The organism is Ochrobactrum sp. SSR (assembly GCF_030067775.1).
Taxonomy (GTDB): domain Bacteria; phylum Pseudomonadota; class Alphaproteobacteria; order Rhizobiales; family Rhizobiaceae; genus Brucella; species Brucella teleogrylli.
On sequence record NZ_CP125969.1, the window covers coordinates 2,079,162 to 2,095,000 of the forward strand.

Sequence of the window (15,839 nt, forward strand, 5' to 3'; positions counted from 1 at the left end):
CATGACAGCACGGCAGGGGAGGCCGAACGCATGAAATTGATGGAGTCCGCCTCCTTTCTGCTTCTGGCCACCGGCACCTTGCTGGGGCTTATCCTGCCTCTGGGAAAAATCGCCGCCCAGGCGGGCGTCCCGCCTGCCATGTGGACCTTTCTGTTTTCCGCCAGTGCTGGCGTGATCTTGCTTGCCCTTCTGCTTTTGCGGGGAAAAAGCCTCGGCTTTTCCGGCGGGCGCGCACGCTATTACGTCTGCACGGCAATCATTTCCTATGCCTTGCCCAATCTTCTGATCCTGTCGGCAATTCCGCGTCTCGGCGCTGGTTTCACGGGAATCATGTACACGCTGTCACCGGTTATCACGCTGGTGATTTCGATGGGTTTCGGCTTACGCCGTCCCAATGCGCTGGGCATTGGCGGTATTGCCGTCGGCTTCATCGGCGCAATCCTCGTGGCGCTGACACGCGGCGAGGTCGGCAAACCCGCCGATCCGCTCTGGGTTGCGGCCGCCTTGCTTATTCCGGTGTTTCTCGCCTGCGGCAATGTCTATCGCACACTGGACTGGCCAAAAAACTCCGATCCGACGGAGCTTGCGGCAGGCAGTCATCTGGCTTCCGCCATCATGCTTTTTGCAGGAATTTTGCTGTTCACCGGCGGTTTTCCGGTTGAGACATTTGCGCTTGCACCATGGGCTGCCACAGCACAGGCGATTGCGTCAGCTGGAATGTTCGCGCTGTTCTTCCGGCTACAAGCGGTGGGCGGACCGGTCTATCTCAGCCAGATCGGCTATGTGGCCGCAGCGCTCGGACTCATTTCCGGCACGCTGTTTCTGGGCGAGCATTATCCGCCCCTCACATGGATCGGTGCTGTCGTCATCGCGATTGGTGTGGCGATGACAACCAGAGCCCAGAAGGGATAATTATTAAAGCTGATTATTGGATGATTATTCGGGCCGCTCGGCCAGAACCATATAATTCACATCCGTATCGCGGGAGCGGCTCCAGCTGTCGGCAAGCGGATTATAGGTGACGCCCAGCTTGTCGATGAGGCGCAGCCCGCCTTTCGAAAGTGCGGATTCCAGCTCTTCCGGGCGCACCAGTTTTTCATATTGATGCGTGCCGCGCGGCAGCCAGCGCAGCACATATTCCGCGCCGATAATCGCCAGACCATAGGCTTTCAGCGTGCGATTGATGGTGGCGACGAACATCAGCCCGCCAGGCTTCACCATTTCGCTGGTCGCGGACATGAACAGATCGACGTCCGAAACATGCTCGACCACTTCCATGTTCAAAACCACGTCGAATTTCTCCCCTGCCTCGGCCAGAGCTTCCGCCGTCGTGGCGCGGTAGTCGACCTCGACGCCGCTTTGCGCGGCGTGGATTTTCGCAACCTCGATGTTGGTGGTGGAGGCGTCCGCGCCGATCACGGTTGCACCGAGACGCGCCATCGGTTCGCAAAGAAGGCCGCCGCCGCAACCGATGTCGAGCAGGCGCAGTCCTTCGAAGGGGCGCGGCGAATTCGGATCGCGATTGAACCTGACGCAGATTTTTTCCTTGATATAGGCAAGGCGCGTCGGATTGAATTTGTGCAGCGGGCGGAACTTGCCCTGCGGGTTCCACCATTCTGCGGCAATGCGCGAGAAATGCTCGATCTCGGAAGCGTCGATGGTGGTGCGGGCAGTCTCGGTCATTTCATTCTCCAGCTGCGGAAGCGTGCAGTTCTGCTCTCAAGGTAGCGCTTCAAAGTCAAGCTGCAAATCAAATTCCGGCATTCGTGGCCCTATCGGAACGTTCTTGCAGATCGCGGCCTTGCGGAACCGCGACATATTAGCTATGTGACCCCGGGTTTGCCTGTCGCAAGATTATAAGGTTTGGACAGGTGAGAGTGTAATTTTCAAAATAGCGGGACGTATCCTTAAATGGCGCGCATCGTGATGAAATTCGGCGGCACTTCGGTGGCCGATCTGGAACGCATCTATAATGTGGCGCGCCACGTCAAACGCGAGGTCGAGGCGGGCAATCAGGTTGCTGTTGTCGTCTCGGCCATGTCCGGCAAGACCAATGAACTGGTCAACTGGGTTCAGAACATGCCGAAGGTATGTGGCGCCAGTTCGCCTTTCTATGATGCGCGCGAATATGACACCATCGTCGCTTCCGGCGAACAGGTGACGAGCGGCCTTCTGGCAATTGCGCTTCAGTCGATTGGTGTCGATGCGCGTTCGTGGCAGGGCTGGCAGATTCAAATCAAGACCGACAATGCGCATGGCGCGGCCCGTATTCAGGACATCGACGGTTCGGAAATCATCCGTCGCATGGAAATGGGACAGGTTGCTGTTGTGGCCGGTTTCCAAGGCTTGGGCCCGGATAACCGCATCGCGACGCTCGGACGCGGTGGTTCGGACACCTCGGCTGTGGCTGTCGCCGCTGCGGTGAAGGCTGATCGCTGCGATATCTATACCGATGTAGACGGCGTCTACACGACCGATCCGCGCATCGAGCCGAAGGCGCGCCGCCTGCCAAAAATTTCCTTTGAGGAAATGCTGGAAATGGCTTCGCTTGGCGCCAAGGTTTTGCAGGTGCGCTCGGTCGAACTCGCCATGGTGCACAAGGTACGCACTTTCGTGCGCTCGAGCTTTACGGACCCCGATGCGCCGGGCATGGGTGATCCGATCAACCCGCCCGGAACGCTTATTTGCGACGAGGATGAAATCGTGGAACAGCAGACCGTCACAGGTATCGCCTTTGCGAAAGATGAGGCTCAGATTTCGCTGCGGCGTGTGGCCGACCGACCGGGCGTGTCGGCAGCCATTTTCGGCCCGCTCGCCGAAGAACACATCAATGTCGATATGATCGTCCAGAACGTGTCGGAAGACGGTTCCAAGACCGATATGACCTTCACGATCCCGACCGGCGACATCGACAAGGCGCTGCGCGTTCTCGACACGGTCAAGGGTGAAATCGGCTTCGACAACATCCAGTCGGAAACGGGTCTGGCCAAGATTTCCGTGATCGGCATCGGTATGCGCAGCCATGCGGGCGTTGCCGCCACCGCCTTCAAGGCGCTGGCCGAAAAGGGCATCAACATTCGCGCCATCACGACGTCGGAAATCAAGATCTCGATCCTGATCGACGGCCCTTATGCGGAACTCGCGGTGCGCACGCTGCACGCCGTCTACGGTCTCGACAAATCGTAATCAGCTGAACGCTGATATTAAGCCGGCATAAAACCCGGCTTTTACTAAACCGTTTTGAAACAATGCCGCGTCCGTAAATGGTTCGCGGCATTTTTTCGTTCCGGAACCTGGCAGAATTTCTGCTTAAAGCACTAGACGGCAGTGTCAAAAATGCTCACAAAGGGGTTGGCGTAACGCGTCGCGGGCGGGTAATGGGAATCGGTCGGCGAAAGCGGGCCACCAGTCCGAACGGCTTTCGGTAGTACGGAGCAAGCAAAGCCGTTTTCTCTTTATTCGCCGCAGTTCGCACGGAAAGCCGCTTCACCTCGGTGCCGAAACTGCACAAGAGGAGTGTCCGACGATCATGCGCGATCAGACAACCGGTCCCCGCGTGCTGCTGAAGCGGCTGCGCGAATTGATGGCTGAGCCGCTTGAGCCGCAGCCGCGCCTTGACCGGATCGTCCGTGAAATCGCGCAGAATATGGTCGCGGAAGTCTGCTCCTTCTATGTGCTTCGCGCTGACGGCGTACTCGAACTCTATGCCACCGAAGGTTTGAACCCTCAGTCGGTCCATCTGGCGCAATTGCGTCTCGGTCAGGGTCTTGTCGGCACGATTGCTGCAAGCGCGCGCCCGTTGAACCTCACCGATGCGCAAAGCCATCCGGCTTTCGCCTATCTGCCGGAAACGGGCGAAGAAGTGTATAATTCTTTCCTCGGCGTTCCCGTGCTGCGCGCAGGCCGCACGATGGGCGTTCTCGTCGTGCAGAACCGCACCAAGCGCGCCTATCGTGAAGATGAAGTCGAAGCGCTTGAAACGACAGCCATGGTACTTGCCGAAATCATCGCATCCGGCGATGGGCTGAAGCTCGTGCGCCCCGGCATCGACCTTGATATGGGCCGCCCGATGAGCGTGACCGGGGCGGCCTTCAATGACGGCATCGGTCTTGGTCACGTCGTGCTGCATGAGCCGCGCATTGTCGTCACCAATCTCTTCAATGAGGATAGTCAGGCGGAACTTGCCCGTCTCGATCAGGCGCTCGGTTCCCTGCGCATTTCCATCGATGACATGCTGTCGCGCCGCGATGTGGCCATTGAGGGCGAGCATCGCGAAGTGCTGGAAGCCTATCGCATGTTCGCGCATGATCGTGGCTGGGTGCGGCGTCTGGAAGAGGCGATCCATAACGGTCTGACCGCAGAAGCCGCAGTCGAAAAGGTGCAGAGCGACACGCGCGCGCGGATGATGCATCTGACCGATCCCTATATGCGCGAGCGCCTGTCGGATTTTGATGATCTTGCCAATCGTCTGCTGCGCCAGCTGATGGGCCGCGACATCAAGACGATGGCCGAATCGCTGGTCAAGGATGCGATCATCGTGGCGCGCTCCATGGGCGCCGCCGAATTGCTGGACTATCCGCGTGAGCGTTTGCGCGGCGTGGTGCTGGAAGACGGCGCCGCGACGAGCCATGTGGTGATTGTGGCGCGCGCTATGGGGATTCCCGTGGTGGGGCAGGCCAAGGGCGCCGTTTCCATGGCGGAAAACAACGATGCCGCCATCGTCGATGGCGACGAGGGCGTGGTGCATCTGCGTCCGCAGTCCGATCTCGGATCGGCCTATGCGGAAAAGGTTCGCTTCCGGGCGCGGCGTCAGGCGCATTATCGCGAATTGCGCGACAAGCCCGCCTTGACCAAGGATGGCGTCGATATTTCGCTTTTGATGAATGCGGGCCTTCTGGTCGACCTGCCGCAGCTTGCGGCATCGGGCGCATCGGGCATCGGCCTGTTCCGCACCGAGCTGCAGTTCATGGTCGCCTCGACTTTCCCGCGGGCGGAGCAGCAGGAGCGGCTCTATCGCTCGGTCATGGAAGCGTCGGGCGACAAGCCGGTCACTTTCCGCACGCTCGATATTGGTGGCGACAAGGTGCTGCCTTACTTCAGCGCATCGGCGCAGGAAGAAAACCCGGCGCTTGGCTGGCGCGCCATCCGTCTCACGCTCGACCGTCCGGGTCTGCTGCGCACCCAGCTGCGCGCGCTTTTGAAGGCGGCGGGCGGACGTGAACTGAAGCTCATGCTACCGATGGTGACGGAAGTTGCCGAGGTGAAGGCGGCGCGTGAGATCATCGAGCGCGAGGTGCGCCATCTGTCGCGGTTTGCGCATGCGCTTCCGACGCGGATGAAGCTTGGCGCGATGGTCGAAGTTCCAGCCCTGTTGTGGCAGCTGGACGAGCTGATGACGGCGGTTGATTTCGTGTCCGTCGGCTCCAACGATCTGTTCCAGTTCCTGATGGCGGTGGATCGCGGCAATTCGCTGATTTCCGGTCGTTTTGACCAGCTTTCTCCGGCTTTCCTGCGGACGCTGCGCCATATTGTCGATACCGGCAACCGGCATGACAAGCCGGTCACGCTCTGCGGTGAAATGGCAGGACGTCCGCTGACGGCGATGACGCTCATCGGCCTCGGCTTCCGCTCCATCTCCATGTCGGCTGCGGCCATCGGCCCGGTCAAGGCGATGCTCGGCGCGCTCGATACCACGAAGCTGAATGCGCTTCTCAATGAAGAGCTGGACAAGCCGAACGTCGCGCATTCGCTGCGCGAATTGATGCTTCGATTTGCAGAAGACAACGATATTCCGTTATAGCAAGGCAAATTGCATAGAATGACCGGGTGTGGCGCGGAATGCGGCAGGCCCGGTTTCGCACATTTGCACACGGACGACAGTTTTTAGGACATGACATGATCGCATTGCCGCAGGACCGGATGGACCAGCTCTTGAAGCGGTTCTCGATGATCGAAAGCCAGATGGCCGACAATCCGGATTCGGAAACCTATGTGAAGCTTGCTTCCGAATATTCCGAATTGCAGGAAGTCGTCGGCAAGATTCGCGAATTGAGCGATGCGCGTGGCGAAGCGAAAGATCTGGCGGCGATGCGCGACGATGCGTCGATGGATGCCGAAATGCGCGCCTTGGCTGTCGAGGAATTGCCGGAGGTCGAAAAGCGCGTCGAGGCGCTGGAGCAGGAAGTGCAGATTCTGCTTTTGCCCAAGGATGCGGCTGACGAAAAGAACGCCATTCTTGAAATTCGCGCCGGTACGGGTGGACTGGAAGCAGCGCTTTTCGCGGGCGATCTCTTCCGCATGTATGAGCGCTACGCCAGCGAAAAGGGCTGGCGCGTCGAGCTGGTCTCTGCCAGCGAAGGCGATGCGGGCGGCTATAAGGAAATCATCGCGACGGTTTCCGGCAAGGGCGTCTTCTCCAAGATGAAGTTCGGATCGGGCGTGCATCGCGTGCAGCGTGTGCCGGAAACCGAGGCTGGCGGGCGCATTCATACATCGGCTGCGACGGTTGCCGTGCTGCCGGAAGCTGAAGACATTGATATCGAGGTCCGCAACGAGGATATCCGCATCGATACGATGCGCGCATCGGGCGCTGGCGGACAGCATGTCAACACGACTGACTCGGCCGTGCGCATCACCCATATTCCGACCGGCATCATGGTGGTTCAGGCGGAAAAATCCCAGCATCAGAACCGCGCCCGCGCCATGCAGATCCTGCGCGCCCGCTTGTACGATATGGAACGGCAGAAGGCGGAAAGTGAACGCTCGGAAGCGCGCCGCAGCCAGGTCGGTTCCGGTGACCGTTCGGAACGTATCCGTACATACAATTTCCCGCAGGGCCGCGTTACCGATCACCGCATCAACCTGACGCTCTACAAGCTCGACCGTGTGATGGAAGGCGATCTCGACGAACTGGTCGATGCGCTGATTTCCGATCACCAGACAGCACTTCTGACCGAACTGGGCGCCTGAGCGTGAGTAGCGAGCGTCTTGACGTTCTGGCAGCGCAGGCGCGACGGCAGTTGCGCGATGCCGCGCTCGAAACGCCCGATCTTGATGCGCGCCTGCTCATCGAATGGGCGACGGGCGCAACAAGGCTCGATCTGATTTCCGCGCCGGACCGGCAGATCGATGCCGAGCGTGTCGAGACATTGCGTGCGGCGCTGGAGCGTCGTGCAAAAGGCGAGCCCGTGCATCGCATCATCGGCGTTCGCGAGTTTTACGGCCTGTCATTCCGGCTTTCCGCCGAGACGCTTGAACCGCGCCCGGATACGGAAGCGCTGGTGGAACTGGTTATTCCGCGGCTAGAAGCGCTGATCGAAAAACATGGCGTCGCCGAACTGCTTGATATGGGCACCGGAACCGGGGCGATTGTGATCTCGCTCCTGCATCGCTTCGAGACATTGCATGGCATCGGTCTCGATGTGTCGGAAGGCGCGCTGGCTACGGCGCGAATCAACGCTGCGAACAATGGCGTAAGTGAACGTTTCGCGGCGCTGCGAAGCGACTGGTTCGCCAATATCAGCGGACGGTTTCATATGATCGTCTCAAACCCGCCCTATATTCCGCATGAAGACATCGCCGGTCTGTCGCGGGAAGTGCGCGAGCATGATCCGCTTGCGGCGCTGGATGGCGGTCAGGATGGGCTGAATTTTTACCGGGCCCTTGCAGAACGGGCAGTTGAGTACCTATATGAAGGTGGTATGGTTGCCGTAGAAATCGGCGCCGGACAATTCCAGGATGTAAAAGCGCTGTTTGAGCAAGCGGGTTTTGAACTCGCAAACGATGCGCGTGATCTGGGCGGCCATAGAAGGGCCATGCTTTTTGCGCAAAAATCATAAACGAAATTTTGATACCCAACGGCGCGAAAAAACACTTGGAATTTGCCGCGAAGCCGTTTAGTTTCCGGCCACCGTATACAGCCAGAATGGTTTTGCCCGCTTTTTGAGGGCCGTGGCGGAAATGCTCCATGACGATTTGAGGTCATGCTCTCCCGGGGTCTAAGCCTTTGGAGATGGCTCGTACGGAAGTACACGACTTTCAGGCATGGTCCCGAAAAGCGATGCTTTTCGGAATGGGCCTTGCACAATGCAACCGTCAGGTTCCGGCCATCCATCTGGATATGCGGAGCTGAGAGGCATGTCGCGGAAAAGTGGGGACCGGTTTTCCGGGAACGGCATGCATAAAAGCAACCCCTTAATGTGCGTCACGCGAACAATATGAAATGCGGCGCGCTTTAAGAATAGTCGATGTGTAGGAAGTTTTAGGGCGTGCTTCCTCCATGGCTCAATAGCAAGAAACAGGCGGCTTTTTTCGTCGCAACGTTTCTGCGCCCTTTAATCTGAAAAGAGATGAATATGAGGCCAGCACAGCAGAATAGGCGTATGCGCGGACGGGGGAATAACAACAATAATAATAACAATAACCGCAAGGGCCCCAATCCTCTGTCGCGTAATTACGAAAGCAACGGACCTGACGTAAAGATCCGTGGCAATGCGCAACATATTGCAGAAAAATATTCGACCCTCGCGCGTGACGCTCAGGCTTCTGGCGACCGGGTGATGGCTGAAAACTATCTTCAGCACGCTGAACATTACAACCGCATCATCATGGCTGCCATGGCGCAGAATCCGGTGCCGTTCCAGCGCGAAGAAACCTTCGACGATGACGGCGCCGATGACGACGATACCGGCTTCACGCCAGCCGTGGCCGCAGAGCCGCGTCCGGTCAATGGTTCGGGCCCGCAGCCGGTCATCGAAGGCACCCCTGCCGAAGTAATCTATGGCGAGGAAAGCGGCGAAAGCCGCCAGCCGCGCGAACGTGACAATCGCGATCGCCGCCTTGGACGTGGACGCCGCCCGCAACGTGAACGCTTCAATGCCGAAGAGCGCCCGGAAGCGCAGGCCGGTGAAGCAGGCGAACAGCCGGTCGTAGAAGCTCCCGTGGAAACACAAGAACCAGCTCCGGTCGCCCGGGCTGCAAAGGTTGCTCCGGTGGTTGCCGAAGCTGCACCGGTTGAGGCTCCGGCAGAAGCACCTGTCGAAGCAAAGGCTGATGATGAAGCTGCGCCGCGTCGCGCCACCCGTCGTCCGGGTCGTCCGCGCCGTGTTGCTAAAGATGCCGGCAGCGATACGCCAGCAACGGAACCTGTCGATTCGGACGCTTAAGCGTTTCGATATCCAATTTGAAAATGGCGCGGTTTTCCGCGCCATTTTTATTTGGTCGCGCTTGCGTTGCCCACCCTTGCCGAAAGGCGGTCATAGTCCCATATCCTGTCTTGGAAAGACATGAAGCCCGCCCTTGCGGGGGCTTCGTCACCCAACATCTTCCGGTGCCTCTAGAGGGCTGGAGGGCAAAGGAGACATTATGAATATTGAAAAATACACGGAACGCGTTCGCGGTTTCATTCAGTCGGCACAGACCTTCGCGCTTTCGTCCGGCAACCAGCAGTTCACCCCTGAGCACATCCTGAAAATCCTTGTCGATGACGATGAGGGGCTTGCCGCATCGTTGATCGAGCGGGCTGGTGGACGCATTGCCGATGTGCGCCTCGGTTTGCAGAGCGCATTGGAAAAGCTGCCGAAAGTATCGGGCGGCAACGACCAGCTTTATCTCTCGCAGCCGCTGGCCAAGGTTTTCACGCTTGCCGAAGAGCTTGCCAGCAAGGCTGGCGACAGCTTTGTCACGGTCGAACGGCTGCTGACGGCGCTGGCCATCGAGAAATCCGCAAAGACATCTGAAATTCTTGCCGCAGCCGGTGTCACACCGACGGCGTTGAACAAGGTCATCAACGATATGCGTAAGGGCCGCACTGCCGATTCCGCTTCTGCCGAAAGCAATTATGACGCGCTGAAGAAATATGCGCGTGATCTGACCGAGGATGCCCGCAACGGCAAGCTCGATCCGGTGATCGGTCGTGACGAGGAAATCCGTCGCACTATTCAGGTTCTGTCGCGCCGCACCAAGAACAATCCGGTGCTAATCGGCGAGCCAGGCGTCGGCAAGACAGCTATTGCTGAAGGTCTGTCGCTGCGTATCGTTAATGGCGACGTGCCCGAATCGCTGAAGGACAAGCAGTTGATGGCGCTCGACATGGGCGCGCTGATTGCCGGTGCGAAATATCGCGGCGAGTTCGAGGAACGGCTGAAAGCGATCCTGTCAGAAGTGCAGACGGCTGCCGGTCAGGTCATTCTCTTCATCGATGAGATGCATACGCTTGTCGGTGCAGGCAAGACTGATGGTGCGATGGATGCGTCCAACTTGCTCAAGCCTGCCCTGGCGCGTGGTGAGTTGCACTGCGTCGGCGCGACCACGCTGGAAGAATATCGCAAATATGTCGAGAAGGATGCCGCACTTGCGCGCCGTTTCCAGCCGGTCTTCGTGGATGAGCCGACAGTCGAGGATACGATCTCGATCCTGCGCGGCCTGAAGGAAAAATACGAGCAGCATCACAAGGTGCGCGTATCGGACTCCGCACTGGTCGCAGCCGCAACGCTGTCGAACCGCTACATCACCGACCGCTTCCTGCCCGACAAGGCTATCGACCTTGTGGACGAGGCCGCGTCGCGTCTGCGCATGCAGGTCGATTCGAAGCCGGAAGAACTCGACGAGATCGACCGCCGCGTCATGCAGCTGAAGATCGAGCGCGAAGCCCTGAAGGTGGAAACCGATGCCGCTTCCAAGGATCGTTTGCAGCGTCTTGAAAAAGAGCTGACCGATCTGGAAGAAGAATCAGCTGAACTGACCGCCAAGTGGCAGTCGGAAAAGCAGAAGCTCGGCCTTGCCGCCGATCTCAAGCGTCAGCTTGAGGAAGCGCGCAATGCACTGGCTACCGCACAGCGCAACGGTGAATTCCAGAAGGCTGGTGAGCTTGCTTATGGCAAGATCCCGCAGCTTGAGAAGGAACTTGCCCAGTCTGAAAGCCAGGAGAACAAGGGTTCCCTGCTGGAAGAGACCGTGACGCCGGAACATGTCGGGCAGGTCGTTTCCCGCTGGACAGGCATTCCGGTTGACCGGATGCTCGAAGGCGAGCGCGAAAAGCTGCTGCGGATGGAAGATGAGCTTGCAAAGCGCGTCATCGGTCAGGGCGAAGCCGTTCAGGCGGTTTCCAAGGCGGTGCGCCGTGCGCGTGCGGGTCTTCAGGACCCGAACCGGCCTATCGGTTCGTTCATCTTCCTTGGGCCGACGGGCGTCGGCAAGACCGAACTGACCAAGGCACTGGCATCGTTTCTGTTCCAGGACGACACCGCGATGGTGCGTATCGATATGTCGGAATTCATGGAGAAGCACTCCGTGAGCCGTCTGATCGGTGCACCTCCCGGCTATGTCGGTTATGAAGAAGGCGGTGCGCTGACGGAAGCTGTTCGCCGGAGGCCATATCAGGTGATCCTGTTCGATGAGATCGAAAAGGCGCATCCCGATGTGTTCAACGTGCTATTGCAGGTTCTGGATGATGGGCGTCTGACCGACGGTCAGGGCCGCACGGTCGATTTCCGCAACACGGTCATCATCATGACGTCCAATCTTGGCGCCGAATATCTCGTCAATCTGGGCGAGAAGGACGATGTCGAGAGCGTTCGTGATGAGGTGATGGGTGTGGTCCGGGCGGCATTCCGGCCGGAATTCCTGAACCGTGTCGATGAAATCATCCTGTTCCACCGGCTGCGCCGCGAGGATATGGGGGCGATTGTCGATATCCAGTTGCAGCGTCTTCAGACCTTGCTTACCGATCGCAAGATCGCATTGGAGCTGGGAGAGGATGCGCGCGAATGGCTCGCCAACAAAGGATATGATCCGGCCTACGGCGCACGTCCTTTGAAGCGGGTGATTCAGAAGGAAGTCCAGGACCCGCTCGCCGAGCGCATTTTGCTGGGCGACATTCTGGATGGTTCGCTCGTCAAGATCACCGCCGGTTCGGACAGGCTCAACTTCCGCCCGGTTCGTGGTGCTCTGGAACCCGATCCGAAGAACGAAAGCGTGGAAGCCTGACCTCCCGCTTGCCCCAACAAAGCGCCGCAGTCGCAAGATTGCGGCGCTTTTTCTTGGGCTCTACCGCATCCGGCTTCGGATGTGCCGCAAGCGTGAAGAAATTTTACAGATACAAATTTCATAAAACTTGTCGTCACTTGGCCATTTTCATGTCCAGTTCATCTGGCATCTGCTGATACTCGGATAATCAGTTATTAACCATATTCGCGGCATCCATGATCTGACGATCCGATTGAACGGTCTGATATTACGGGCACCTGGGACTTCCTTCATGACGCATTCCATACGCATGCTTCGTTTCGCATTGTTCGCTTCTGCGGCGCTTCCCGCTACCGGTGCGGGCGCTTTCGCAGAAGAAACCCGTGATGCCACGCTCACGGAAGCCCCGGTGCAACTGGCGCAGCTCTATGATCCCGGCGAAGAGGTCTATCACGACCGGCGCGTGCGCGTTTACATCGACCAGTATGGACGGCGCGTGACGATGGATCGTCGTGGGCGCATCATCAGCGTTGAGGATGCCAATAGCTATGATCGCAACAGCTATGGCGGTCACAACAGCCGTCGTGATCCGCAGGAAGACGACAACTGGACACTGAACGGCCCGGTTGATGGCGGTTCGCCCTATGACGGCTTCAGCAATGTGCCGGAAGACCCGAATTATTATCCCGCCGCCCCGTCTGATCCGAGCTATCGCGGCAATCAGGATGGTCAGGTGCAGCGTTCGGAATTGCCGCCGTCCGGCGAAAACTATCCCGATAATACGGGCACCAATTCCGCAAGCATCGACCAGAATTATGGCGGTCAGGACAATTACGGTCAGCCCGGCTACGAGCAGCCCCGCAACGTGCCGCAATCGAGCGATATGGCCCCGGCCATCGAAATGCCGAAGGGCGAGGGCGCCAAGGCCAAGATCGCAGCCTTTCAGGTGCTGCTTGATCGCGCTGGCGCATCGCCCGGCGTTATTGACGGCCGCTCCGGCAGCAATGTCGACAAGGCTGCTGCCGCTTATGGCGAATTGACTGGAAAATCCATCAACCCGACGGACGAGGCGGCAGTGAATGCCGAGTTGGAAGCAACCGGTGGTGCGGCCTTCTTCGAATATACGATCACCAACGAGGATGTCGGTCGCCAATATGTGGCGTCGATCCCGGAAGATTACGCCCATAAGGCGCAACTCTCGTCGATGGCCTATACATCGGTGACGGAAATGCTGGGCGAGAAATTTCACATCGACGAAAATTATCTGAAGGAAATCAATCCGGGCGTGAATTTCAATCAGCCGGGTTCCATCGTCAAAGTACCGAATCTCGGCAAGCCGGTGCGCGCCAAGGTGGCGAGAATTATTGCCGACAAGGGACGCAAGCAGGTTCGTGGCTATGATGAAAGCGGCAAGCTCGTCGTGGCCTATCCATCGACCATCGGCTCATCGGATAACCCGTCGCCGTCCGGCATCGTGCAGGTGGAGCGTATCGCGATCAACCCGAATTACACCTATAATCCCAAGATCAATTTCAAGCAGGGCAATAACGATAAGGTTCTGACTATTCCGCCGGGACCGAACGGGCCGGTCGGCACGGTCTGGATTGCGCTGTCAAAGCCAACTTACGGTATCCATGGAACGCCGGAGCCGTCCAAGATCGGCAAAACGTCGAGCCATGGCTGCGTGCGATTGACGAATTGGGACGCAGAAGAACTGGCCAAGCTCGTCAAGGCAGGCGTCACCGTCGAGTTTTCCGAATAGTTCGACCTGCGCGGGTCATATAAACAAGCCGGGACAAGCATTGCTTTCCCGGCTTTCTGTTATCCCTTGGTCGATGCGTTGGCAGCAAGCTTGGTGCCGTTATCGTCGCTGTTCAAAAGCGCGTCGATGCGATCACGCTCCTGCTTGAAGGCTTCAAGTTCTTTGCCCTTCAAGGCCTTGTTATCCGGCAGGCGGATGCGAAGCGGGTCCACCTTGGTTCCGTTGACGATCATTTCATAATGCAGATGCGGCCCGGTCGAGAGACCGGTCGAACCGACATAGCCGATCACCTGGCCCTGACGCACCCTTGCGCCGGCGGTCACGCCACGGGCAATCGCATTCTGGTGGTTGTAGCTGCTGACATAGCCATTGGCATGACGAATCAGGGTCTGATTGCCATAACCATTGGACCAGCCTGCCTTCTCGACGACGCCATTACCCGTCGCAATGATTGGCGTGCCGCGCGGTGCTGCCCAATCGACGCCCGTATGCATGCGGCTATAACCGAGAATCGGATGACGGCGCATGCCGAACGGGGAGCGGAACACACCGTTGGGCACCGGATTGCGCAGCAGAAACTGCTTTGCGCTCTTTCCGCTCTCATCGAAGTAATCGACGCTGCCGTCTGGCGCCTGATAGCGGTAGAATTTACGGGTCGTGCCGCTGAAAGTCGCCGCAACGTAGAGAAGTTGCGAATCGCTGTCTGCCTTGTCCTGTTCGTCGGCCCCGTCGGGTAGCGAGAAGAAGGCGTCGATATTGTCGGTCGGCGTCAGCTGCGCCTGAAGGTCTACGTCGGTGGCCAACATCTTGACCAGCTGTTCGCGCATTGTTTCGGTCATGCCATAGGCAAGGGCCGCGCGGCTGATACCGTCATAAACATTGGGCAGGTTGCCGCGGATGGCGCTGGGGACAGCATTGCCCTCGAATGCCGTCTGCAAAAGCGGCGTTCCTTCGGGTTCATCGGACGGCACATATTGTTGGCGGTCGTTCAACGTGACGGTAACAAGGTGCGTGGTGCGATTATAAATGCTCGCGCGTACGATGCGGTCTTCGCCGTCGCGGGTTTCAGTCCCGATGCGCAGGACACTGCCTTGCTTCAGGCGCGGCGAATTCATCATCTTGCTCAACGCATCGACCATGTTCGACGTGTCATCGCCAGTATAGCCCGCATCTTCCAGCGCCTGCGCAATATCGGCGGTCTGCCGGAAGGGAATCAGTTCTTCTGAAAAGCCGTCTTCGGTCTGTTCGTCATTCGCCTTCGGCGCAACGCTGACATTTTCCTGCGTGATCTTCACGCCGAGGGCGGGGCCGAGCGCATAAGGAGAATCATTGCCGCCAAAGCGGGCCGGATCAACATAATGCAGCGAGGCGACCTGAACATCGCCATCGGTCAGCAGGCCGCCGGTGTCGCGAACGACCTTTTCAACTTCATCGACCGACAAATCGCTCGATGCGTCGAAGGTCGCGCTGTTCAGCGGAAAATCGACAACATGGAGACTGACTTCGCTTTCAACCTTGGCGCCGTAAATCTGGCCGGTGTCCGCCGGTTGCGGCGAGGCGGGACCTTCGGAGAACACGGTCAGCGCATCGAATGCCGGATATTTGCGGCTGGTCGGATGATCAACTGCAAGCGCCATGCTCACTAGTTCGAACGGGCGGGTGCGGATCACTTCGCGTTCGCCGACTTTCTGCATGGTAGAAAGGTCGAACCGGCGGCGGTCGCGCGGTTGCTGAGCCGAAACCGTGCTGACGAGACGGCCACCTTTGGTGACAGCACTTTCCTCAGCGGCGCCTGGCATATCATTGAGGGCAAGAATTTCGGGCGGGGTCGCCAATTGCTCGCGCCCATCGAGAGCTGCAAAAAGTGCAACACCAATCAGCATGCAGGACGTAACGCCAGTCAGGAAGGTGCCGGCAAGCCAGCGTGCCGAAACTTCGCGCCGATCTGGAGGCCGCCGCCGTCCGCCGACGCTCAGCGGGGGCTCGTCACCCGGATCGAGATTATTCGGCCCCATATCCTTCATACTGCTATAGTCGGCCCTTCTTTTTAACCTGATGGCACGAAAACGTGCTTGAACATCGCTTGTCAGAAAAGCGACTTATGCGCTGATCC

Annotated in this window: 10 protein-coding genes; 8 read left to right on the forward strand and 2 right to left on the reverse strand. The window is 58.5% G+C overall.

Annotation, left to right across the window (positions count from 1 at the left end; all coding sequences use genetic code 11):
* Positions 1-30: 30 nt before the first annotated feature.
* Positions 31-912, forward strand: a complete 882-nt coding sequence (locus QLQ11_RS09825) for a DMT family transporter (protein WP_109369873.1) — start codon at positions 31-33, stop codon at positions 910-912.
* A 24-nt stretch (positions 913-936) separates the two neighbouring features.
* Here QLQ11_RS09825 and ubiG read toward each other — a convergent pair whose 3' ends face one another.
* Positions 937-1,683 (reverse strand): bifunctional 2-polyprenyl-6-hydroxyphenol methylase/3-demethylubiquinol 3-O-methyltransferase UbiG, encoded by a 747-nt coding sequence (gene ubiG, locus QLQ11_RS09830; protein ID WP_109369872.1) that lies wholly within the window; start codon positions 1,681-1,683, stop codon positions 937-939.
* A 228-nt stretch (positions 1,684-1,911) separates the two neighbouring features.
* Between ubiG and QLQ11_RS09835 the strand changes: the two genes are divergently transcribed.
* From QLQ11_RS09835 to QLQ11_RS09865, 7 genes are all read left to right on the forward strand, one after another.
* Positions 1,912-3,186, forward strand: coding sequence for an aspartate kinase (locus tag QLQ11_RS09835; RefSeq protein WP_109369871.1), 1,275 nt, complete (start codon positions 1,912-1,914; stop codon positions 3,184-3,186).
* Positions 3,187-3,529: 343 nt separating this feature from the next.
* Positions 3,530-5,800: a phosphoenolpyruvate--protein phosphotransferase gene (ptsP, locus tag QLQ11_RS09840; protein ID WP_371835868.1), complete on the forward strand. Its 2,271-nt coding sequence runs from the start codon at positions 3,530-3,532 to the stop codon at positions 5,798-5,800.
* Positions 5,801-5,895: 95 nt separating this feature from the next.
* Positions 5,896-6,969 carry a peptide chain release factor 1 gene (prfA, locus tag QLQ11_RS09845; protein WP_371835869.1) on the forward strand — a complete coding sequence of 358 codons (1,074 nt, stop codon included), beginning with the start codon at positions 5,896-5,898 and terminating at the stop codon, positions 6,967-6,969.
* Between the two features lie 2 nt (positions 6,970-6,971).
* Positions 6,972-7,838, forward strand: coding sequence for a peptide chain release factor N(5)-glutamine methyltransferase (prmC, locus tag QLQ11_RS09850; protein WP_109369868.1), 867 nt, complete (start codon positions 6,972-6,974; stop codon positions 7,836-7,838).
* 516 nt (positions 7,839-8,354) lie between these two features.
* A complete protein-coding gene (locus tag QLQ11_RS09855; RefSeq protein WP_109370326.1) occupies positions 8,355-9,164 on the forward strand; it encodes a DUF4167 domain-containing protein in 810 nt (269 codons plus the stop codon).
* Between the two features lie 199 nt (positions 9,165-9,363).
* A complete protein-coding gene (gene clpB, locus QLQ11_RS09860) occupies positions 9,364-11,985 on the forward strand; it encodes an ATP-dependent chaperone ClpB (RefSeq protein ID WP_283735962.1) in 2,622 nt (873 codons plus the stop codon).
* A 271-nt stretch (positions 11,986-12,256) separates the two neighbouring features.
* Entirely contained in the window at positions 12,257-13,726 is a 1,470-nt protein-coding gene (locus QLQ11_RS09865; protein WP_109369866.1) for a L,D-transpeptidase, read from the forward strand.
* A 59-nt stretch (positions 13,727-13,785) separates the two neighbouring features.
* Here the strand turns inward: QLQ11_RS09865 and QLQ11_RS09870 are convergent, their stop codons facing one another.
* The gene (locus QLQ11_RS09870; RefSeq protein WP_109369865.1) at positions 13,786-15,750 is read right to left on the reverse strand and encodes a M23 family metallopeptidase; all 1,965 of its coding nucleotides are present in this window, start codon (positions 15,748-15,750) and stop codon (positions 13,786-13,788) included.
* Positions 15,751-15,839: the final 89 nt, after the last annotated feature.